General features: G+C 70.1%; 22 protein-coding genes. 11 read left to right on the top strand and 11 right to left on the bottom strand.

Annotated elements, in window-relative coordinates; translation table 11 throughout:
• Window positions 1–17: 17 nt before the first annotated feature.
• Complete coding sequence (locus tag ACM26Y_RS24030; protein ID WP_416062150.1) at window positions 18–1,175, top strand: acyl-CoA dehydrogenase family protein; 1,158 nt, start codon at window positions 18–20, stop codon at window positions 1,173–1,175.
• A gap of 98 nt (window positions 1,176–1,273) precedes the next feature.
• Here the strand turns inward: ACM26Y_RS24030 and ACM26Y_RS24035 are convergent, their stop codons facing one another.
• The 8 genes from ACM26Y_RS24035 to ACM26Y_RS24070 form a co-directional block, all read right to left on the bottom strand.
• The gene (locus ACM26Y_RS24035; RefSeq protein WP_416062151.1) at window positions 1,274–2,104 is read right to left on the bottom strand and encodes a sugar phosphate isomerase/epimerase family protein; all 831 of its coding nucleotides are present in this window, start codon (window positions 2,102–2,104) and stop codon (window positions 1,274–1,276) included.
• Window positions 2,101–3,831 carry an FAD-dependent oxidoreductase gene (locus ACM26Y_RS24040; RefSeq protein ID WP_416062152.1) on the bottom strand — a complete coding sequence of 577 codons (1,731 nt, stop codon included), beginning with the start codon at window positions 3,829–3,831 and terminating at the stop codon, window positions 2,101–2,103. Before ACM26Y_RS24040 ends, ACM26Y_RS24035 begins: the two co-directional genes overlap by 4 nt.
• Window positions 3,828–4,922, bottom strand: coding sequence for a Gfo/Idh/MocA family protein (locus ACM26Y_RS24045; RefSeq protein ID WP_119700166.1), 1,095 nt, complete (start codon window positions 4,920–4,922; stop codon window positions 3,828–3,830). The genes ACM26Y_RS24040 and ACM26Y_RS24045 overlap by 4 nt, the downstream gene beginning before the upstream one ends.
• Window positions 4,922–5,758 carry an aldo/keto reductase gene (locus ACM26Y_RS24050; RefSeq protein ID WP_416062153.1) on the bottom strand — a complete coding sequence of 279 codons (837 nt, stop codon included), beginning with the start codon at window positions 5,756–5,758 and terminating at the stop codon, window positions 4,922–4,924. Before ACM26Y_RS24050 ends, ACM26Y_RS24045 begins: the two co-directional genes overlap by 1 nt.
• Window positions 5,755–7,707, bottom strand: coding sequence for an FAD-dependent oxidoreductase (locus ACM26Y_RS24055; RefSeq protein ID WP_017680124.1), 1,953 nt, complete (start codon window positions 7,705–7,707; stop codon window positions 5,755–5,757). Before ACM26Y_RS24055 ends, ACM26Y_RS24050 begins: the two co-directional genes overlap by 4 nt.
• Complete coding sequence (locus ACM26Y_RS24060) at window positions 7,704–8,603, bottom strand: shikimate dehydrogenase (RefSeq protein ID WP_416062154.1); 900 nt, start codon at window positions 8,601–8,603, stop codon at window positions 7,704–7,706. The genes ACM26Y_RS24055 and ACM26Y_RS24060 overlap by 4 nt, the downstream gene beginning before the upstream one ends.
• Window positions 8,604–8,669: 66 nt before the next feature.
• Window positions 8,670–10,034 carry an MFS transporter gene (locus ACM26Y_RS24065; RefSeq protein WP_416062155.1) on the bottom strand — a complete coding sequence of 455 codons (1,365 nt, stop codon included), beginning with the start codon at window positions 10,032–10,034 and terminating at the stop codon, window positions 8,670–8,672.
• 145 nt (window positions 10,035–10,179) lie between these two features.
• Window positions 10,180–11,073 carry a LysR family transcriptional regulator gene (locus ACM26Y_RS24070; RefSeq protein WP_003938731.1) on the bottom strand — a complete coding sequence of 298 codons (894 nt, stop codon included), beginning with the start codon at window positions 11,071–11,073 and terminating at the stop codon, window positions 10,180–10,182.
• A gap of 132 nt (window positions 11,074–11,205) precedes the next feature.
• Between ACM26Y_RS24070 and ACM26Y_RS24075 the strand changes: the two genes are divergently transcribed.
• Entirely contained in the window at window positions 11,206–11,898 is a 693-nt protein-coding gene (locus ACM26Y_RS24075) for an SDR family NAD(P)-dependent oxidoreductase (RefSeq protein ID WP_003938730.1), read from the top strand.
• A 120-nt stretch (window positions 11,899–12,018) separates the two neighbouring features.
• On the opposite strand, the gene ACM26Y_RS24080 is transcribed toward ACM26Y_RS24075, so the two are convergent.
• The gene (locus tag ACM26Y_RS24080) at window positions 12,019–13,203 is read right to left on the bottom strand and encodes a 4-hydroxybenzoate 3-monooxygenase (RefSeq protein ID WP_289379872.1); all 1,185 of its coding nucleotides are present in this window, start codon (window positions 13,201–13,203) and stop codon (window positions 12,019–12,021) included.
• A 102-nt stretch (window positions 13,204–13,305) separates the two neighbouring features.
• Complete coding sequence (locus ACM26Y_RS24085) at window positions 13,306–14,046, bottom strand: IclR family transcriptional regulator (protein ID WP_119700171.1); 741 nt, start codon at window positions 14,044–14,046, stop codon at window positions 13,306–13,308.
• An 81-nt stretch (window positions 14,047–14,127) separates the two neighbouring features.
• On the opposite strand from ACM26Y_RS24085, the gene ACM26Y_RS24090 reads away from it, so the two are divergent.
• From ACM26Y_RS24090 to ACM26Y_RS24130, 9 genes are all read left to right on the top strand, one after another.
• Window positions 14,128–14,748 carry an AIM24 family protein gene (locus tag ACM26Y_RS24090; protein ID WP_003938727.1) on the top strand — a complete coding sequence of 207 codons (621 nt, stop codon included), beginning with the start codon at window positions 14,128–14,130 and terminating at the stop codon, window positions 14,746–14,748.
• 8 nt (window positions 14,749–14,756) lie between these two features.
• Window positions 14,757–15,458: an AIM24 family protein gene (locus tag ACM26Y_RS24095; RefSeq protein ID WP_003938726.1), complete on the top strand. Its 702-nt coding sequence runs from the start codon at window positions 14,757–14,759 to the stop codon at window positions 15,456–15,458.
• Complete coding sequence (locus ACM26Y_RS24100) at window positions 15,407–16,210, top strand: AIM24 family protein (RefSeq protein ID WP_371382668.1); 804 nt, start codon at window positions 15,407–15,409, stop codon at window positions 16,208–16,210. The genes ACM26Y_RS24095 and ACM26Y_RS24100 overlap by 52 nt, the downstream gene beginning before the upstream one ends.
• 135 nt (window positions 16,211–16,345) lie before the next feature.
• Complete coding sequence (locus ACM26Y_RS24105; RefSeq protein WP_003938724.1) at window positions 16,346–16,543, top strand: bacterioferritin-associated ferredoxin; 198 nt, start codon at window positions 16,346–16,348, stop codon at window positions 16,541–16,543.
• A gap of 46 nt (window positions 16,544–16,589) precedes the next feature.
• On the top strand, window positions 16,590–17,066 hold the full coding sequence (gene bfr, locus ACM26Y_RS24110) for a bacterioferritin (RefSeq protein ID WP_003938723.1): 477 nt from the start codon (window positions 16,590–16,592) through the stop codon (window positions 17,064–17,066).
• Complete coding sequence (locus ACM26Y_RS24115; RefSeq protein WP_003938722.1) at window positions 17,063–17,527, top strand: carboxymuconolactone decarboxylase family protein; 465 nt, start codon at window positions 17,063–17,065, stop codon at window positions 17,525–17,527. The genes bfr and ACM26Y_RS24115 overlap by 4 nt, the downstream gene beginning before the upstream one ends.
• Before the next feature lie 44 nt (window positions 17,528–17,571).
• On the top strand, window positions 17,572–18,033 hold the full coding sequence (locus ACM26Y_RS24120) for a MarR family winged helix-turn-helix transcriptional regulator (protein WP_054373541.1): 462 nt from the start codon (window positions 17,572–17,574) through the stop codon (window positions 18,031–18,033).
• Window positions 18,034–18,050: 17 nt separating this feature from the next.
• The gene (locus ACM26Y_RS24125; protein ID WP_416062156.1) at window positions 18,051–18,341 is read left to right on the top strand and encodes a GNAT family N-acetyltransferase; all 291 of its coding nucleotides are present in this window, start codon (window positions 18,051–18,053) and stop codon (window positions 18,339–18,341) included.
• Window positions 18,342–18,364: 23 nt separating this feature from the next.
• Window positions 18,365–19,147, top strand: a complete 783-nt coding sequence (locus ACM26Y_RS24130; RefSeq protein ID WP_416062157.1) for a putative protein N(5)-glutamine methyltransferase — start codon at window positions 18,365–18,367, stop codon at window positions 19,145–19,147.
• A 99-nt stretch (window positions 19,148–19,246) separates the two neighbouring features.
• Here ACM26Y_RS24130 and ACM26Y_RS24135 read toward each other — a convergent pair whose 3' ends face one another.
• Entirely contained in the window at window positions 19,247–19,768 is a 522-nt protein-coding gene (locus ACM26Y_RS24135) for a CGNR zinc finger domain-containing protein (protein ID WP_416062158.1), read from the bottom strand.
• Window positions 19,769–19,787: the final 19 nt, after the last annotated feature.

Consider the following 19,787-nt stretch of genomic DNA (forward strand, 5'->3'; position numbering starts at 1 on the left):
ACCCGAGGAGACCGACCGTGCAGCGTACGGTGTTCGACGAAGACCACGAAGCGTTCCGCAAGACCGTCCGCGACTTCATCGCGAAGGAAGTCGCCCCCGTCCAACACGAGTGGGAGGCCGACGGCCATCCCCCGCGTGACTTCTACCGTCGCCTCGGCGAACTCGGCATCCTCGGTATCCAGGCACCCGAGGAGTACGGCGGTGGTGGCGAGTCGTCGATCAAGTTCAACGCGGTCGTCGCCGAGGAGGTCGCTGCAGCCGGCGCGTCGTTCGGCTCCTACTCCGTGCACACGAATCTGATCCTGCCGTACCTGATGGAGTACGGCACGGACGAGCAGAAGCAGCGCTGGCTGCCCGGATTCTGTTCCGGCGATCTGATGTTCGCGATCGCCATGACCGAACCAGGCACGGGATCGGACCTCGCGAACATCTCGACGACGGCGAAGCTGTCGGAGGACGGCAGCCACTACGTCGTCAACGGCGCGAAGACGTTCATCACCGGCGGTGTGCTCGCCGACCGCATCCTCACGGTGTGCCGCACGGCCCCGTTCGACCCGGAGAACCGGCGGGCCGGGCTGTCGATCCTCGTCGTCGACACCACCACCGAGGGGTTCGCCGTCGGCCGCAAGATCGAGAAGATCGGCCTCAAGACCTCCGACACCGCGGAACTGTCGTTCACCGACGTCCGGGTGCCGGTGCAGGATCTGCTCGGCGAGGAGGGCAAGGGCTTTTCCTACCTGACGCACAACCTCGCGCAGGAACGTCTGACGATCGCATTCGGCGCATCCGCCACCGCGGCCGCCGCCCTGCAGCACGCACTCGCATACACCAAGGACCGCAAGGTGTTCGGCAAGCCGGTCGCCGCGTTCCAGAACACCAAGTTCGTGCTCGCCGAATGCTCCACCGAGTTGCAGGCCGTGCAGTTGATGGTCGACAACGCCCTCGAGCTGCACGACCGCGGAGAGCTCACCGTGCCGGATGCGGCACGTGCCAAACTGTTCAGCACCGAAGCCGCCGGCCGCATCATCGACAAGTGCCTGCAGCTGCACGGCGGATACGGCTACGTCCTCGAATACCCGATCGCGCGGCTCTACGCGGACACCCGCGTCAGCCGCATCTACGGCGGCACCAGCGAGGTCATGAAGACGATCATCGCCAAGGACCTCGGTCTCTGACCCCACGCACACAGGATCCGTGCGGTGAACCGGAATCCGCCCACGTCACGGCGTGGGCGGATTCCGATGTTCCGAGCGAATTCTGCTGTGCGGCTCAGCTACTCGACGGTCGCGGCGGTTGGGACCCGGCCCAGTACGGCCCCGGCCGCCGTGATCAGTTGCTCGAGCCAGACGTCCGTGCCGACCGCTCGGCGCAGCGGCTCGTTCGGCAACTCGATGCTCACCGGCAGCCCCTCCGGGAGGGCGGACCAGATCGCCCGCAGGTCGATGCCTCCCGACCCCGGCACCAGGCGCTCCTCGCGGGCGTGCCGGATCAGCTCCGCGTGGTCACGCGGGGCGGGAACCGAGCCGTCGCACATCTGGGCATAGTGCAGCCACTCGCGCGGTATCGCGGCCAGGTCCTCGAGCGACGTGACCGAACGCGCGACGTGCAGCGCGTCGACGAGGACGCTGCGGGCCGGGCCGTCGGCCTGCCCGACGATCTCCACCGCGGTCTTCGCGTCGGGAACCGCCGTCCACGGCATGAATTCGAGGCTCGCGACGATGCCGTAGGAGGCGCACAGTTCCGCCAGCCGCGCGTACGAGTCGGTGAGACGGCGGCGGTCGCGGTCGTCGCCGCCGACGAGCACCGCCTTCGCCCCGAGCCGGGCCCCGGCCTCGAGCAGCGGCACGTACGCCGTCGGGTCGAAATCCGGTCCGATCCGGATGATCTCGAGATCGAACACCTCGACCGGAGAATCGTTCAACCGCCGGACGAGCGCGGACAGCGCGGCGTCGTCCTCGTGCAGTGGATAGGCGGTGGTGCCGGGCGCTGCGGGCAGCAGACGCAGTCCGATCGTGTCGAAGCCGTGCCGCTCGGCGAGGTCGACGTGCTTCAGCGGCGGTGTGTCGAGGACGGTGAGGGCGGCGAGGCCGAGTGGGGTGCTCATCGGGTGGCTCCTGTGGTCGAGGCGAGTCGGCGTCCGGTCAGGTAGCCGAAGGTCATTGCCGGGCCCAGATTGATTCCGCCGGAGGGGTAGTGGCCGCCCATCACGCTGGACTGGTCGACACCGACCGCGAACAGCCCGTCGATCGGCCGGTCGTCGCCGTTCAGCACCCGCGACGACGAGTCGGTGACCAGGCCGGCGAACGTGCCGAAACTGCCCGGGACGACCTTGACGGCGTAGAAGGGACCGCGTTCGAGCGGGGCGAGGGACGGGTTCGGCCACGGGTTGTCCGCGTCGCCGGACTTGACGTTGAACGGTGTGGTGCCACGGCCGAATTCGGGATCCTCCCCGACCCGGGCGCTCTCGTTGAACGCGGTGACGGTCTTCTCGAGCCCGTCCGGGTCGACGCCGATCTTCTCCGCGAGGTCGCGGATCGTGCGCCCCTTCGAGAGGTATCCGGATCGTAGGTAGGGCCAGGTGGGGATCGGGAAGGGCTTGGCCATGCCGAGCGGGAAGTACCGCAGGTACTGCTGGTCGGCGATCAGCCAGGAGCACACCTCCTCGCCGTCCGGCACCTGTTCGATCATGGCCAGGGTGTAGTCGTGGTAGCCGAGCGCCTCGTTGACGAAGCGGCGCCCGTCGGCGAGCACCCCGATGACGCCGGGCTTTCCGCGGTCCAGGATGTGCGGGAACACCCCCTGCCTGCCGTTGCGGTAGCGGACCAGGGAGACGGGACAGTACGCCACCGGTGACGCGAGGGAGCGGTCGAGGCGGCCGCCGACGGATTCGCCCAGTGAGATGCCGTCGCCGGTCGTCGTCGGCGGGGTGAGCGTCCAGTGTTCGCGTCCGGTCGGAGTCCGCGGGAACAGCTCTCGTCGCCGGTCGATGTCGTGGGTGAACCCGCCGGTGGCGAGGACGACACCGCGGCGGGCGGACACGGTACGGGCACCGCCGGGACCGTCGATCCGGACTCCGGTGACGCGCCCGGACGGGTCGGTGACGAGTGCGGTGGCGGCGGTGGCGACCCGGATGTCGACGCCGGCGTCGAGGGCGGAGCGCAGCAGCCGGCCCACGAGTGCGGTGCCGTTGACCAGTTGCTGGCCGCGGTGCTCGGTGGCGAGGTCGAGCATGTGGGTCGAGACCCGTCGTGCACAGTGCACGAACGCGCGGCCGGAGCGGGTCGAGTGCAGGAAGGCCTGCAGGTCCGGGCCGGCCATGATGCCCATGCCGAGGAACGAGGTCTCGTACAGCTGCCGTCGCAGCAGCGCGGCGACGTCGGGTCCGAGGCGGCGCAGGCTCACCGGCTTCGGCGCGACGGATCGGTGTCCCGTGCCCGCGCCGGGCGTGTCACCGTGGATGTCGGCGATGGCGGCACCGGGGACGAACTGCAGCGCCGTGTGACGTTCGAAGAATTCGACCATCGCGGGGGCGCCGTCGAGGAAGGCATCCACCTTGGCGGCATCGAACTCGTCCCCGAGCCGGTGTTCGAGGTAGCGGCGCGGTTGCGCGCGGTCCTCGTGCACACCGTCGGCGTGGGCGAACAGGTTCCGCGGTGTCCACATCCATCCACCCGACCAGGCGGTGGCGCCGCCGCACACGTCCGCCTTCTCGACGACGAGCACGGAGGCGCCCCCGTGGGCGGCAGCCACAGCCGCGGACAGCCCGCCGGCACCGGACCCGACGACGACGACGTCGTAGGTGAGGGATTCGGACACTGTGGCGGGGTTCATCGGGGCTCCTTGCCGGATGGGACGAGGGTGGGTGCGGGCGAGAGTTCGACGACTCTGCCGGTGCGGGAGGATTCGTAGATCGCGGCGACGACGGCCAGTGAGGCGCGGGCGTCGCGACCGGTCACCGCGGGCCGGCGACCGGTCAGCACCGCCTCGGCAAAGTCCTGGACCTGCAGGGTGTGGAAGTCGGTGAGCCCGGCGTTGATGTCGCGGACGTCGAGGTTGGCGTCGACAGCCGGCGAATACGGAGACCTCAGCTCCACCTCACCCGGCACGGTCCACAGCTCGTTGACGCCCTCCCGCCCCTCGGGGAACTCGAGGACGCTCGCGATCGCCCCGGTTGCGCCGATCACCGTGACGCGGTTGCCGAGGTTGTGGCCGGCGCCGGTGGTGGCGGTGATCGTCGCGGTGCCGCCGGAGGCGAACGAGACGACGGCCGAGGCAGTGTCCTCGGTTTCGATGTGCTCGCCGTGGAAGCGGGTGCCGACGAACCCGCCGACGCGGACGGGCTCGCCCATGAACCACTGCAGCATGTCGATCTGATGGACGGCCTGCGTCATCAGGACGCCGCCGCCGTCGGTGTCCCACCGCCCGCGCCACGCGTCGGCCGAGTAGTAGCGGGACGGGCGGTGCAGGAGCACCGACACCTCCCCGAGAACGGGCACGCCGAGACGGCCGTCCTCGATCGCCGCCTTGATGCGGCGGGCCGCGGGCCAGAATCGGCGCTGGAACAACACCCCGAAGGTGATGCCCGCGCGGTCGGCGGCCGCGATCATCCGGTCGGCCGCGGCCACGTCCACCGCGATCGGCTTCTCGCACAGCACGTGGATCCCGGCCTCGGCCGCGGCGACGACGATCTGTTCGTGCACGGGGTGCGGGGTGCACACGGTGCAGGCGTCGAGGCCGAGCCCGAACAGCTCGTCCACCGATCCGACGGCGTGAGCGATACCGTGCCGGGCAGCGAAGGCGCGGGCGCGCTCCAGGTCGGGATCGCAGCACGCGACGACCTCGACGCCGGGCACCTGCTGCAGCGCGTGCGCGTGGTTGCCCGCGATCTTTCCGCATCCGACGATGCCTGCGCGGAGGGCCATCAGAAGTGTTCCTCTCGTTCGACGTCCCGGGCTGCGGCTTCGCCACGGTCCAACCGGTTCAGCGCGGCGACGTCCGCTGCCGTGAGTGCCACGTCGACGGCGGCCAGATTCTCGGCCTGGCGCGCCGGATTCGCCGACCGCGCGACCGGCACGGCGCCCTGCGCGAGGTGCCAGGCCAGCACGACCTGCGCACGGGTGCAGCCGATGCGGTCCGCGATCGAGGCGACGGCGGGGGCCGCGAGCACCTCGCCGCGGCCGAGCGGGCTCCACGACTGCGTGAACACGCCGAGTTCGTCGTTCGCGCGGCGGACGGGCAGCCGGGCCAGCGACGGGTCCATCTGGATCTGGTTGACGGCGGGCGCCTCCCCGGTCTCGGCCACCACCTTGTGCAGGTGGTGACCGAGGAAGTTGGACACCCCCACGTAGCGCACGAGCCCGGCGTCGCGGCACTCGAGCATGGCCTCGAACGCCGCGGCATACCGGTCGAACCGCGGCAGCGGCCAGTGGATCAGGAACAGGTCGAGCCGCTCGAGGCCCAGGCGCTCGAGGCTGCGTTCCACGGCGCCGCGGACGTCCCCGGACACATGGTCGCTGCCGCGGAGTTTCGTGGTGACGAACAGGTCCTCGCGGGGCACGCCGCAGGTGGCGAGGGCGGCACCGACGGCGTCCTCGTTTCCGTAGATCGCGGCCGTGTCGATCAGCCGGTAGCCGGCCTCGATGCCGGTGAGCACGGCGCGGGTGGCGTCGGGCCCGACGAGCGGCCAGGTGCCCAGGCCCAGGCGCGGCAGTGCGGTGCGGACGGAATCGGGCGCGGGTGCGGTGGTCTCCGCGCTCATGCGCCGGCTCCCACGCGCGAATCGGCGGCCTCGGTGATCCGGACGGCGACGTCGGCGGCGGTGACGAGCGCGGCCTGGATCGATCCGCCGTCGCCGCTCGCGTCGCCGACGCAGTGCACGCCGAGGCGGGGCTCGAGCCGGCGCAGATCGGCCAGCAGGTCGGTGCGCGGCTCGATGCCGTGCGAGACGAGCAGCTCACCGGGTGCGGCGACGGTGCGTTCGCGCCCGTTCGTCGAGACGACCACGTGCTCGGGTTCGATCCGGGTGACGATCGACGACAGGTGTGTGGTGAGGCGTTCGCTCGCCGCGAGCCGGGGCAGCAGGACGATCTTCGCCCGGCGGCCGACGTCGTGCGCGATCGTCTCCTGGGGGCCGATCAGCACGACCGTCGTCCCGCGCCGGAGCAGATCGTCGGCCACGGCCGCGGCCTCCCGGTCGGCACCGAAGATCGTGATCGCCTCGGGCGCAGGGTCTCCGGAGGCGAGAAACTCCCGCACGTCGCGGATCGACCGGGTGTGGGCACCGGGGATGTCGATCGCGGGTCCGCGTCCGCCGGTGGCGAGCACCACCGCGTCGAAGCCGAGCGGCGCCAGGGTCGCGGCGTCGACCCGAGTGCCGGTGTGGCAGGTGACGTCGAGGTCGGCCAGTTCGTCGCGGTACCAGTCGACGATCCGGTGGTACTCCGGGTACTCGTGCAGCCGGGAGGCCAACGCGAAGTCGCCGCCCAGGGTGTCGCGCTCGTCGTAGAGGTCGACGCTGTGGCCCGCCAGGGCGAGCTCGCGCGCTGCCGCCGTACCGGCCGGGCCGCCGCCCACGACGGCGACCCGCACCGGGGTCCCGGCCGGTTTCGTCGGCTGCTCGAGCTCGCGGCCGACCCAGGGGTTGACCGAACACGGAATCGGCCCTGCGGCAAGGTTGTCGATGCAGAAGTTGCAGGCGATGCAGGGCCGGTAACGACCCCCGTCCAGCGCCCGGTTCGGGAAGTCCGGGTCGGCGTGCAGCGTCCGGGCCAGGCTCACGAAATCGGCGCGGCCGGAGGCGATGATGTGTTCCGCCGTCTCGGGGGTGTTGATCCGGCCGGCGACGCCCACCGGGATGGCGAAGTCGCGGGCATACGGTTCGGCGTAGGGGGCGAGCAGACCGCGCTGCCATTCCCCCGGCTGGATGATCCACTGCCCCGACTCGTAGTTGCCCGCCGAGACGTCGAGGAAGTCCAGCCGGTGCGTGTCGACCGCGTCGATACGCTCGCGGGTCGTCTGCGCATCGAGCCCGCCGTCGACCGCCTCGAACGCCGAGAAGCGCAGTCCCAGAGCGATACCCGGTGCCATGGTGCGGACCGCATCGATGACCCGGTTGAGGAACAGTGCCGGGTCGGCCCACTCGTCGTCGCGGTGGTTGTATGCGGGCGAGAGGAATTGGTGGATGAGATAGCCGTGGCCGCCGTGCAGGGAGATCACGTCGACGCCCGCCTCCGCGCAGCGCGCGGCGGCCTCACCGAAACACTCGACGATGTGCTCGATGTCGTCGCCGTCGAGTTGCTCGGGCATCTCGCCGCCGACCACCGCGCACGGAATCGGGGTGGGGGCCACCGGGACGAACCCGCTGACCGCTCCCTGCGCGGTGCGGCCACCGTGGTTGAGTTCGACCCCGAGCAGCGCGCCGTGCGCGTGCACCGCCTCGGCGAGCCGGGCGATGCCGGGGATGCGGTCGTCGACGTCGACCCCCATCTGCCGGATGCGGCCCTTGCCGTCGGCCCGCACATAGCTCGCCTCGGTGAAGACGAGCGCGGCACCGCCGGCGGCACGTCGTTCGAGATAGGCGATGTAGGCGTCGGTCATCGAGCCGTCGGGTTCGCAGTAGTTGCGTTCCATCGGCGCCGACACGAAGCGGTTGCGCAACCGGACGGGACCCATGTCCAGGGGCCGCGCGAACGCGGGGGTGGTGGTCATCGTGCCTCCTGGTGCGTGGCGAGGACCTGGTTCGACAGCAGCTCGTCGAGGTGACGTCGCATGCGGTCCGCGTCGGGGTCGATGCCGGTCAGCAACGCGAACGTGTCGGCGGCCTGGGCGACGAGCATCTGTCCGCCGTCGAGCACGTCACAGCCGAGAACCGCGGCGGCGGAGATCAGTTCGGTTCGGATCGGCCGGTAGACGATGTCCGCGACCCACAGCCGGGGGTGTAGGGCAGCGACGTCGAACGGCGTTCCCGAGTGGCCGACCATGCCGATCGGCGAGGCGTTGACCACCCCGGTGCACGTGCGCAGGGCGGCCGGGATCGCCTCCACCGGCAGAGCCGTGGCCCGTGTCGAGGGGAAGGCGGCCGACAGTCGTGCGCAGACGTCCGCGGCGCGAACGGTGTCGACGTCGGCGATCCGCAGGTCCGCGACACCCGCGGCGGCGAGCGCGTACGCCACGGCCGAGCCGGCGCCGCCCGCACCGACCAGCACGACCGCATCCAGCGCGGCGGCCGGCAACCCGCGCCGCAGCGCCGTGAGGAATCCGCTGTGGTCCGTGTTGTGGCCGATCAGGCGCCCGTTCCGGACGACGACGGTGTTGACCGCGCCGAGCAGACGGGCGTTGTCGGACAGATCGTCGAGGACCGGCAGGACGACCTGCTTGCACGGGTGGGTGATGTTCAGCCCGGTGCAGCCGTCGGCGACGGCGGAGCGCACCAGGTCCCCGGTGCGTTCGACGGGTACGTTCTCCGCCTCGAGGTCGAGCAGTTCGTAGCGGTAGTCGGTCAGGCCGAGTGCGGCGGCCTCGCGCTCGTGGAGGGCCGGCGACAGGGACGAGGCGATGCCTGCCCCCACGAGCCGGATGCGGTGGCGGGCGGTGGACGGGGTCACGGTTACTCCTACGGGATGGGACGGGCCGTGGCCCCGGCGCCTCGGGCGCCGGGGCTCGGTTGCCGGTCAGACGTCGCTGCGGACGAGTTCCTGCGCCGGTCGCGCCACTGACGCCGGGCGAGACTCGCCCAGGTCCTCGGTGCGGGTGCGGTAGGTCTCCGGCCCGGTGAGGGCGGCGATCGACGACAGCACCGCGAAGCCCAGGCACATCCAGGCGACCGGGGTCCAGTTGCTGGTGTCGCCCGCCGAGAGCAGCTGCGCGACGGCGGGGGTGAATCCAGCGACGAGCAGACCGAGCATGAGGCTCACGGCCATGCCGGTGTAGCGCACCCGCGCCGGGAACTGCTCCGGGAAGTAAGCCGGGTAGACACCGTTCGGCATGGCGTAGAAGAAACCGATCAGAACGATTCCCGAGGCGAACACCATTGGCGTGCTTCCGGTTCCGATGGCGTGGAAGAAGACGAACACCATCGCGCCGGAGCCGAGGGCACCGAACACGAACACCGGCTTGCGGCCGATCCGGTCGGCGAGCAGCCCGGCGACGGGCTGGCTGAGCACCGCCACGAAGTTGGCGGTGGCGATCGCCCACAGCATCGTGGAGCGCTCGAAGCCTTCGACCTGCACGGCGTAGGCGAGCGCGAAGACGTTGACGATCGTGTTGATCATGGCGAACGTGGCGCTGAGGCTGATCCGCACGACGGTGCGCCAGTGCGACCGGAACATCTCGACGACGGGGAGGGCGGCGGTGTCGCCGTTCTCCTGGAGCTCCTCGAACACCTCGGGTTCGTCGAGCTTGCGGCGCAGCCACACCGCGACCACCGTGACGACGATGCTGAGCCAGAACGGCACCCGCCAGCCCCACGAGTAGAGCGCCTCGTCGGGAAGCGACGCCACCGGGATGAACACGAGGCTCGAGATGACGATGCCGAACATGATGCCGCTCATGGTGAACGACGTGAAAAACGAGCGCCGGTTCGCCGGGGCGTGTTCGAGTGTCAGGGACGACGAGCCCGGGGATTCACCGCCGGCCGACAGGCCCTGCAGCAGGCGCAGCAGCACCAGGATCACCGGTGCGGCGATGCCGATCTGTTCGTAGGTGGGCAGGCAGCCGATCACGAACGTGGCGATGCCCATCAGCAGCAGGCAGGCCAGCAGGGCGTTGCGCCGGCCGAACTTGTCGCCCCAGTGCCCCCACAGCACCGCGCCGAGCGGGCGGGCGATGTAGGCGACGCCGAGGGTGCCGATCGACAGCAGCGTCGACGTCGCTCCGTCGCCGGGGAAGAAGATCTTCCCGAAGACGAGCGCTGCGGCGGAGCCGTAGATGAAGAAGTCGTAGTACTCCAGGGTGCTGCCCAGGAAACCGGAGATGGCCGCCCGGCGGGCGTTCTCGTTCGGTCGTCCGTCGGGGCCGGCAGCGTGTGTGTTCGCCATGGCGTTCCTTTCGTCCCAGGATCCGACGGACGCCGAGTCGGCCTTCGGTGATGGCCCTCACAGTCGCCGGAACGGAACGAGCCTGACACGCCGCACTATGCAGCGTCCAACACTGAAAAAGTCTCAGATAAAGACGATTGTCGTCTCAATTGGGGGTGGGAAGGATCTCCTCGGCGACCCGCAAGGCGACTTCGAGCGCCGGGGACACGCGGCGCGGTGACCAGCCGATCCCGTGGTGCATGTAGACGGATTCGTCGGCGAGAGGGACGAAGACCGTGCCCGGCGGCGTGATCGTCGCGATGCTCGACGTCATCAGCGCCACTCCCACACCGGCCGAGACGAGCACCAGGATCATGTACGGGTCGGTGATCTCCTGGACCACGCGCGGGCGGAATCCGGCGTCGAGGCAGGCCCGCATGGCGCTCTCCTGCAGGGCCGACCCCGCCGACAACGGCGTGGTGATGAAGCCGTCGTCCGCGAGGTCGTGCAGGTCGATCTCCGCCTCCCCGGCGAGCGGGTGGTCGGAGGGCAGCACGGCGCCGAACGACTCGCGGCGGATCAGCCGGGTGGCCACCGCCGTGGACTGGACCGGCAGCCCGACGAACGCGAGATCCAATGCGCCGCTTTCCAGTTGGGTGACGGCCTCACGGGTCATGATGCGGCCGACGAGATCGAGTTCGATGTCCGGGTACCGCTGCCGCAGCGCCCGCGTCAGCGGGGGGAGCGAAATATGGTTCAGCACACCGGTGAACCCGATCTTGATGCGGCCGTACACTCCGCCGGCGGACGCGCGCGTGGCCTGTCGTGCCGTCTCGACGCTTTCGAGAATGTGGTAGGCGTGGGGCAGGAAGGCATGCCCCCCGGCCGCGAGAGCGACACTGCGCGTATTGCGTTCGAACAACGGCACACCGAGGTCCTTCTCGAGCTTGCGCACCGTCTGGCTCAGCGGCGACTGCGCCATCTGCAAGCGGGCGGCCGCCCGCCCGAAGTGCAGTTCCTCAGCGACGGCGACGAAGGCCTGAAGCCAGCGGATCTCCATCTCGATCCCTCCGGGGACTTGACGGCTGCGCCTACAGCCGTATATCCAGATCCATACATGGTGCGTCGTCGATTGTTTCGATTTCGCACATGGATTCAGACTACTACCGGCACACCCGCGAGGAGCGAGCGCATGGTGACCTATCCCTCGGGCACGACCGCGCTCGTCACAGGCGGGGCGAGCGGAATCGGTGCGGCCTGCGCGAGGCGGCTGTCCGCCGAAGGCATCCGGGTCGTCACCGCCGACGTCGCGGACGGTGCCGACGAGCACGTCGACGTCACCGATCCCCAGGCCGTCGACCGGCTGCGCGCACGCCTGGGGCGGGTCGACATCCTCGTCAACAGCGCCGGGGTGGTGGGTCCGTCGGCCCCGCTCGTCGACACCGCCCTGACGGACTGGCAGCGGACGTTCCGCATCAACGTCGACGGCACGTTCCTCATGTGCCGCGCCTTCGTGCCCGCCATGATCGACGCCGGCTGGGGCCGGGTGGTGAACCTGGCGAGCATCGCCGCCAAGGACGGCAACCCGAACCAGAGCGCCTACTCCGCGTCCAAGGCCGCGGTGATCGCGCTGACGAAGTCGCTCGGCAAGGAGATCGCGACCACCGGGGTGCTCGCCAACGTGGTTGCGCCCGCGGCGGTGGAGAGCCCGATGAATGCCGGAACGGATCCGGCGATCCTGGCCCGGTCGCAGAGCCTGACGCCGATGGCCCGGATGGGCCGGCCCGACGAGATCGCCGAACTCGTCGCCTGGCTGTCCTCGGACGCGCTGAGCTTCTCGACCGGCGCCGTGTACGACGCGAGCGGCGGCCGCGCGTCGTACTGACGGATGCCGCGTCCAGCGGGAGCTTGTCGTCGGGGCTACTCGGCCGGTGCCGCGGTCACGGTCCGCTCGGCGCGACCGGTTGGCCGACGCCGAGCGGACCGCGCAGCGAACTCCCGCGTCTCAGACCAGCGGCCAGCCGGTGTACTGCTCGGCGATCAGGGTGCGTCCCGCGACGGAGCGGGTGACCGCGTCGAGCTCGGCGTCCTGCCGCTTGTTGTCGAACGGGCTGTTGCCCGGGTGGGTGTGCAGCATCGACGACATCCACCACGAGAAGTGCTGGGCCCGCCACACGCGCGGCAGGACCTCTTCGGTGTAGCCGTCGAGCCGGGCGCGGTCGCCGCGGGCGAGGTACTCGTCCATCGACCGGGCGAGCACGAAGACGTCGGCGACCGCGAGGTTGAGGCCCTTGGCGCCGGTGGGCGGCACGGTGTGCGCGGCGTCGCCGGCGAGGAACAGGTTGCCGTGCTGCATGGGTTCGCACACGAAGCTGCGGAACTGCAGGATCGACTTCTCGAAGATACGGCCGTCCTTGATCTCGGCACCCTCCCCGTCGACCCGGGCGTGCAGTTCGCTCCAGATGCGGTCGTCGGACCAGTTCGCGATGTCGTCGTCCGGATCGACCTGCAGGTAGTGCCGCTGCACATCGGCGGTCCGGGTCGAGACGAGCGCGAAGCCACGCTCGTGCCGCGCGTAGATCAGCTCCTCGGACGAGCGCGGCGCCTCGGCGAGGATGCCGAGCCACGCGAACGGGTACTGACGGAAGTGGTCGGTGCGGATCTGCGGCTCGGGGATGAGACCGCGGGTGCTGGTGCGCGAGCCGTCGCATCCAGCGACGAGCCGGGCATCGAGACGCTGCGGGTTGCCCTGCGGGTCGGTGTAGGTGAGGTAGGGCCGATCGGTGAGGTGATCGTGGACCTGCACGTCGGAGACCCCGAAGCGGATGTCGCCACCGTCGGCGAGGCGGCGCGCGATGAGATCCTTGTTGACCTCGTGCTGTGGGTAGACGGTGACCGCACGGCCGACGAGTTCGTCGAACGCGATGCGGTGTCCTCGGCCGCCGAAACGGAACTCCACGCCGTGGTGCTCGTACCCCTCGGCCTTCAGCCGGTCGCCGACCCCGGTTTCGACCATCAGGTCGACGGTGTTCTGCTCGAGCACGCCCGCACGGATGGTGGCCTCGATGTCCTCCCGGGAGCGCGCCTCGAGCACGACGGACTCGATGCCGCGCAGATGCAGCAGGTGCGACAGCATCAGGCCGGCAGGGCCGGCGCCGACGATCGCGACCTGGGTGCGGGACTCGCTCATGGGAAGACTCCTCGGAAACGGGGACGATCGGTGATGCCCCTCACTGTCCGGGAGGAAGGACCACGTCGTCACCCCCCGCTTTCACTCACCGAAAGACGGCTTTCAGGTCAGCCTGCGGGAGATGCCGCTGGCGGCGGCCCGCATCGCCGGGATCAGCGGCGCGGCATCCGCCTCGACCGACACCACCACCGACACCGCGGCGACGACCCGGCCCGAGCGCTCCCGGATGGGCGCCGCCATCGCCATCGTGCCGACGTTGAGGTACTCACGGGCGATCACGACACCGGTCCGCCGGATGTCGTCGAGCACCCGCCGCAGCCGGGACTCGTCGACGATCGTGGCGGGGGTGAACCGTTCGAGTCCGGCATCGAGCACCTCCTGCAGCAGCTCCGGCCCGCCGTGGGCGAGCAGCACCAACCCACCGCTCGACGCGTGCAGGGGCAGCCGGCCACCGGCCCGGCCGACGACGGGCACGGCACCGCGCGCCGAAAGCCGCTCCACGTACAGGGCCTCGAGTCCCTCGCGGACGACGAGTTGCACGTTCTCCCGCGTCGCGTCGAACAGGTCCTCGAGATAGGGCATCGCCACCTGGCGCAGACCGTGAGCCCGCGGCGCGAGGGCACCGAGTTCCCACACCCGCACCCCGATCTGGTAGCTGCCGTCCGCCCGGCGCTCGAGAGCTCCGGCGTCGACGAGCTGACCGCACAACCGGAACACCGTCGGCAGGGGCAGTCCGGTCCGGCGGCTCAGTTCCGACTGGGTCAGGCGCGGCCGTTCGGCGGTGAACGCGCCCAGCACTGCGAAGGCACGGCCGAGCAGGGACCGGTCGGGAGCATCGGGCACGCATACATTGTGGAGTGTCCGCGCCACCGGGCGCCGAGCCGGAAGGGCGAACCGGCGGCCGAGCGTCTATCGTCTTGCCGCATGCGACTGGTCGAGAAATCGAAACGGGTCATAGAGGCGCACCTGAACAACACCAGTGTCCGGGCACTGTCGGGGTCGATGGTGGCGTACGAGGGCCAGGTGCAGTTCAAGTCGGCCGGGTTCGGCGGGGGCGAGGGCGTGCTGGCCGGACTGCGCCAGCGGGCCACCGGGGAGGGCCTGTCGCTGATGGAGTGCAGCGGCAACGGCGTGGTCTATCTCGCCCACCAGGGTCAGGACGTCACGGTGCTCGAGTTGAACAACGAGACGCTGCAGGTCGAATCGGAGCAGCTGCTCGCCCTGAACGGCAACCTCGGCACGAACGTCACGTTCGCCGGGGTGCGCGGCAACATGAGCGGCCAGGGCCTGTTCACCACGACGGTCACCGGGAGCGGGCAGGTCGCGCTGCTCTCGGCCGGCGGTCCGCTGATCCACCTCGAGGTATCCCCGCAGTATCCGCTCGTCGTCGACCCGGACGCGTTCGTGTGCGCGAAGGGACAGCTGAGCCAGTCGTTCGTCACCGACGTCTCGTGGCGCACGTTCGTCGGGCAGGGCAGCGGCGAGGCGTTCTCGCTGCGGTGGGACGGCATGGGCGTCGTGTCCATCCAGCCGGCGGAGCGGTGAGGGAGAGCATGTTCTCGAAGATCAACGGCAAGGTCGTCAAGGTCGATCTGAACCAGTCCGGTCCGGTCGTCGCCCGCCGCGGGGCGATGCTGTTCTATACGGGCATGGTGCAGTTCGCTCCGCACCAGGTGCCCGGCGCCGGCGGGATGCCGGGCATGGGCGGGATCGCCGGAATGGCGGGACGGATGATGCAGGGCGAGCACGAACGCACGATGCTCGCGCAGGGCAACGGCGTCGTCCACTACGGCTTCCGCGGCCTCGAGGTGCACGTGGTGGACCTGTCCGCCGGCGGTGATCTGCGGGTGGAGGCGTCGCGGCTGCTCGGGTACACCGCGAGCCTGCAGAGTTCGGTGGTGTCGATGTCGGCGCCGCCGGCGGGCGGTGGCGGCGGGGGTGGCGGCTTCCTCGGCGCGCTGCGCAACGCCGCGACGGGCATGGTGACCGGCAGCGGCATGTTCACCACCCAGCTGTCGGGGCGCGGCACCGCGGTGCTGCTCGGGCACGGCGGCTTCCTCGAACTGCAGGTGGGCGGTCCGGCCCCGGTCGTCGTCGACCCGCAGTCGTTCATCGCCGCGTCCGGATCGGTGCGGACGGAACTGAAGTCCGCCATGAGCTGGCGCAACGCCGGCCGCAGCGGCGGCGAGGGTCTTCAGCTCGAATGCACCGGTCAGGGCATCGTCTACGTGCAAGCGTCCGAGGAGAAACTGTGAGCGTCGTCCTCAATCCCTCTCATCTCGTCGGCAGCGACAACCTGCCCGGCAATCACTACGCCTTCTGCATCGACCTGCAGAGCCCGTGGTTCCTGTCCAAGGGCGCGATGATCGCCTACTACGGGCAGGTGCAGTTCACCTCGCTCACGCACGGACTGCAGGGGCAGCTGCTGCAGATGGTCGCGCATCAGTTCTCGGCGCCGCTGTACATGGGTGACTACGTCGTCGCCGAGGGGTACGGGAAGCTGATCCTCGGCGACCGGGGCTACGACATCAACTCCTACGACCTCGACGACGGCAATCTGACCATCCGGGCCGCGAACCTGCTCGCGTTCGAGCCGGGGCTCTCGCTGAACCAGTCGATCGTGCCGGGCTTTCTCACCCTGATCGGGACGGGCAAGTTTCTCGCCTCGTCGAACGGGCCGGTGATGTTCGCCGAGCCGCCCCTGCGGGTCGACCCCGAGGCGCTCGTCGGTTGGGCCGACTGCCCGTCACCGAGCCATCACTACGACGAGGCCTGGGTCAACGGCTTCGTGGCCGCCGGAGCGCGCATGTTCGGCGTGCAGTCCGGGGAGGAACGGCAGTTCGACTTCACGGGCGCGGGGACCGTGCTCATCCAGTCCAGCGAGAAGGTGATCGACGACAGCGCGGTCGTCCGGACCATCGAAGGGCAGCTGCCCGGTCTGACTCCCGGTGGTCTGCAGCGGATCAACCAGGTGGTGGCGTCGCAGTTGCAGTCCCAGCAGCACTGAGCCCGGGCGCCCTGGGTCGGGACTGGGTACTTGCCCGGGGCGCCCACCGCCGGACTGTGACTACCATCACAGGTAAGCCACACCTCATTGAGGTAAGGTTTGGTGAACCTAAGTAGTACGTCCAGGAGGGTCTCGATGATCGTCTGCAGCTGCCACGCTCTCTCGCACCGGCACATCGAGGCCCACATCGCTGCCGGTGCGCGCTGCACACGCGAGATCGGGGCGGCCTGCCGCGCGGGCACCGACTGCGGACGCTGCGTCCGGAATATCTCGGCGATCGTTCGCGCATCCCGCGACCGGGATGAGAGGATCGAACTCGAGACCGCCGTCTAGACCCAATACCCGGCGGTCGATCCGCGTTCGGTCCCCGGGAGGCGCCATGAAGGGCGACAAGAAGGTCATCGAGTACCTCAACGAGCAGCTCACCGCCGAGCTCACGGCGATCAACCAGTACTTCCTGCACTCGAAGATGCAGGACAACAACGGTTGGACGAAGCTCGCCGCGCACACCCGCGCCGAATCCTTCGAGGAGATGCGGCACGCCGAAACCCTCACCGACCGGATCCTGTTCCTCGAGGGCCTGCCCAACTACCAGCGCCTCGGCACGCTGCGGCTCGGTGAGACGGTCAAGGAGATGTTCGAGGCCGACCTGCAGGTCGAGATCGAGGCCCGCGACCGGCTCCGCAAGGGCGCCGAGTACATGCGCTCGGTCCACGACATCACCTCGGCCCGCATCTTCGAGGAGATCCTCGCGAACGAGGAAGAGCACATCGACTACCTGGAGACCCAGCTGGGCCTGCTCGAGCAGCTCGGCGAACCCCTCTACATCTCCGTGCACGTCTCACCGCCGGAGTGAGCGACAAGCGCGTCCCGATCGACAAGCAGACCCGCCCGGTGTACCGGGCGCAGATCGCGGTCGCCCAAGCGATACGCCAGGCCACGGCCGACGCCGGACTCGGGCGTCGGCTCGTGGAGCTGGTGAACATCCGCGTCTCCCAGATCAACGGCTGCGCCTACTGCCTGGACGTGCACGTCCGGGACGCCCTGCGCGAGGGCGAGACCACTCAGCGGCTGGCGGTGTTGCGGGCCTGGCGGGACACCGACCTGTTCAACGAGCAGGAGCAGGCCGCCCTCACCCTCGCCGAATCGATCACCGAGCTGCCCGACAGTCGTACCCAGGACCGGGACTACGCCTTCGCCCGCGCCCGCCTCACCGAGGACCAGCTCTCCGCGATCGCGTGGGTGGCCGTGGCGATGAACACGTTCAACCGGGTCTCCATCGTCAGCCGGCACCCGGTCCGTCCCCCGCAGGAGTGACGCCGAACTGATTTCCTGAGCAACCATCCGGTTATCCTCGACTGATGACGAAGACCCGGTGGCTCAGCGACGACGAGCAGCGCACCTGGCGCGCCTACCTCGACAGCACCCGTCTGCTGATGAATGCCCTGGACCGGCAGCTCACCCGGGACTCCGGCATGTCCCTCACCGACTACGAACTGCTGGTCGCGCTTTCGGAGGCCCCCGGCCGGCGGCTGCGCATGCGCGCGCTCGCCGACGCCGTCGTGACGACCCGCAGCGGCGTCACCCGCGCGATCAGCCGCCTCGTCGACGCCGGCTGGGTCCGGCGCGTCGAATGCGACGAGGACAAGCGCGGCACGCTGGCCGAACTCACCGACGCCGGCGCCACGAAGCTGGCCCAGGCCAGTCCCGGGCACGTCGAGGCCGTACGCTCCTACGTGTTCGACCTGCTCGGTCCCCAGGACGTGACCCGCTTCGGGGACACGTACACCGCGATGCGCACGCACCTGCTCGAGAACACCTGAACAGCCGGAGGAATGCCATGAGCGAACCGTCCGTCGTTGCCGTCCACAATCCGCAGCAACAGCGTTACGAACTGCGCGACGGCGACAACGTCGTCGGCTACACCCAGTACCACTCCGACGGCGACGTCCAGCTCGTGTTCGACCACACCGAGGTCGACAACGCCTACTCGGGCCGGGGCCTGTCGAGCACGCTCGTGCGATTCGCGCTCGACGACGTCCGCGCCCGCGGGAAGCGCGTCGTGGCGATCTGCCCGTTCGTCGACGGCTTCATCGACAAGCATCCCGAATACAAGGATCTCGCCGACTGAGACCCGACGCCGGGCACCACCGCATGCCGCCCCCGCCGGACTTCACCGCCGTCGCCGCCACCCTGCGACGCGCGGGGTGCGTGTTCGCGGAGGACGAGGCCCGGCTGCTGTTCGACGCCGCCCGGACGCCCGGCGACCTCGCCGACTCGGTTCGCCGGCGCGTGGCCGGCGAACCGCTCGAACACGTTCTCGGCTGGACCGAGTTCCGCGGCCTGCGCATCCACGTGGCCCCCGGGGTCTTCGTCCCGCGCCGGCGCAGCGAGTTCCTCGTCGACCGCGCCGTCGCGCTCGCCGTGCCCGGCGCCGTCGTCGTCGACCTGTGCTGCGGGTCCGGAGCGCTCGGTGCCGCCGTGGCGGCGGCCGTCGCCGAGGTGGAACTGCATGCGGCGGATCTCGATCCGGCGGCGGTGCAGTGCGCGCGCCGCAATCTCGCCGCGCTCGGCGGTCACGTGTACGAGGGCGACCTCTACGACCCGCTGCCCGCGGGGCTGCGCGGGCGCGTCCACCTTCTGCTCGCGAACGTGCCGTACGTCCCGACGTCGGATCTGGCGCTACTGCCCGCCGACGCCCGGGAGCACGAAGCCCGCATCGCTCTCGACGGGGGCGCCGACGGACTCGACGTGCTGCGCAGGGTGGCGGCCGCGGCCGGGCGATGGCTCGCACCGGGCGGGCATCTGCTGGTCGAGTCGAGCGAGCAGCAGGCCGACGGGATCGCCGCATGCTTCGACCGCAGCGGGCTGACCCCGCAGGTGGTACACAGCGACGACGACTTCGCGACCGTCGTCGTCGGCACCGCGCCGCGCTGAACCCGGCTCACCCGGCGCGCACGGCGCGGTTCAGACGGCGCGCACGGCGCGGTTCAGACGGCGCGCACGGCGCGGTTCAGACGGCGCGCACGGCGCGGTTCAGACGGCGCGCACGGCGCGGTGCCTGCGCACGGCGTCGCGGTTCGCGCATCGCGGCGAACAGTACCGCTGCCGCCCGTTCCGGGAGGTGTCCGCGTAGACGTGATCGCACTCGTCGAGGGCGCAGCGGCCGAGTCGGTGCATGCCCCGGCCCACCAGGTGCAGGGCCGTACCGACAGAGATCAGTGCCTCGAGCACCCCGGCGAGCGACTGCTGATCGTCCCGGTAGTGCAGGTGCCAGCCGTCGCCCGCGTGATTCGTCATCCGCGGATATGCAGAAGCGGCGGCCAGCATCTCGTTGACGAGCGCGGCACGCTCGGCGTCACCGGTCGCGTCGACGACGCCACACCAGCGCACGAGCATCGCCTCGACGTCGCGCAGGTCGCCGGCACCGACGGGAAAGTCGATCACCAGGCCCGCTTCGAGGCAGCGGCGCACCAGCGCGTCGACGGTCGCGGGTGGGTCGTTCACCAGATCCGCGGCGAGGCGCACGGCGTATTCGCCGTAAGGGTTGAGATGCATAATGTCATTACATCACGCT

The sequence above is a fragment of the Rhodococcus indonesiensis genome (assembly GCF_047782815.1).
GTDB classification, from domain to species: Bacteria; Actinomycetota; Actinomycetes; order Mycobacteriales; family Mycobacteriaceae; genus Rhodococcus; species Rhodococcus indonesiensis.

Coding starts and splice junctions, on each gene's coding strand:
- ACM26Y_RS24035 (WP_416062151.1), bottom strand. CDS start 2,104: ATGAGCACCCCACTCGGCCTCGCCGCCCTCACCGTCCTCGACACACCG.
- ACM26Y_RS24040 (WP_416062152.1), bottom strand. CDS start 3,831: ATGAACCCCGCCACAGTGTCCGAATCCCTCACCTACGACGTCGTCGTC.
- ACM26Y_RS24045 (WP_119700166.1), bottom strand. CDS start 4,922: ATGGCCCTCCGCGCAGGCATCGTCGGATGCGGAAAGATCGCGGGCAAC.
- ACM26Y_RS24050 (WP_416062153.1), bottom strand. CDS start 5,758: ATGAGCGCGGAGACCACCGCACCCGCGCCCGATTCCGTCCGCACCGCA.
- ACM26Y_RS24055 (WP_017680124.1), bottom strand. CDS start 7,707: ATGACCACCACCCCCGCGTTCGCGCGGCCCCTGGACATGGGTCCCGTC.
- ACM26Y_RS24065 (WP_416062155.1), bottom strand. CDS start 10,034: ATGGCGAACACACACGCTGCCGGCCCCGACGGACGACCGAACGAGAAC.
- ACM26Y_RS24070 (WP_003938731.1), bottom strand. CDS start 11,073: ATGGAGATCCGCTGGCTTCAGGCCTTCGTCGCCGTCGCTGAGGAACTG.
- ACM26Y_RS24075 (WP_003938730.1), top strand. CDS start 11,206: ATGGTGACCTATCCCTCGGGCACGACCGCGCTCGTCACAGGCGGGGCG.
- ACM26Y_RS24080 (WP_289379872.1), bottom strand. CDS start 13,203: ATGAGCGAGTCCCGCACCCAGGTCGCGATCGTCGGCGCCGGCCCTGCC.
- ACM26Y_RS24090 (WP_003938727.1), top strand. CDS start 14,128: ATGCGACTGGTCGAGAAATCGAAACGGGTCATAGAGGCGCACCTGAAC.
- ACM26Y_RS24095 (WP_003938726.1), top strand. CDS start 14,757: ATGTTCTCGAAGATCAACGGCAAGGTCGTCAAGGTCGATCTGAACCAG.
- ACM26Y_RS24100 (WP_371382668.1), top strand. CDS start 15,407: ATGCACCGGTCAGGGCATCGTCTACGTGCAAGCGTCCGAGGAGAAACT.
- ACM26Y_RS24105 (WP_003938724.1), top strand. CDS start 16,346: ATGATCGTCTGCAGCTGCCACGCTCTCTCGCACCGGCACATCGAGGCC.
- bfr (WP_003938723.1), top strand. CDS start 16,590: ATGAAGGGCGACAAGAAGGTCATCGAGTACCTCAACGAGCAGCTCACC.
- ACM26Y_RS24120 (WP_054373541.1), top strand. CDS start 17,572: ATGACGAAGACCCGGTGGCTCAGCGACGACGAGCAGCGCACCTGGCGC.
- ACM26Y_RS24125 (WP_416062156.1), top strand. CDS start 18,051: ATGAGCGAACCGTCCGTCGTTGCCGTCCACAATCCGCAGCAACAGCGT.
- ACM26Y_RS24130 (WP_416062157.1), top strand. CDS start 18,365: ATGCCGCCCCCGCCGGACTTCACCGCCGTCGCCGCCACCCTGCGACGC.
- ACM26Y_RS24135 (WP_416062158.1), bottom strand. CDS start 19,768: ATGCATCTCAACCCTTACGGCGAATACGCCGTGCGCCTCGCCGCGGAT.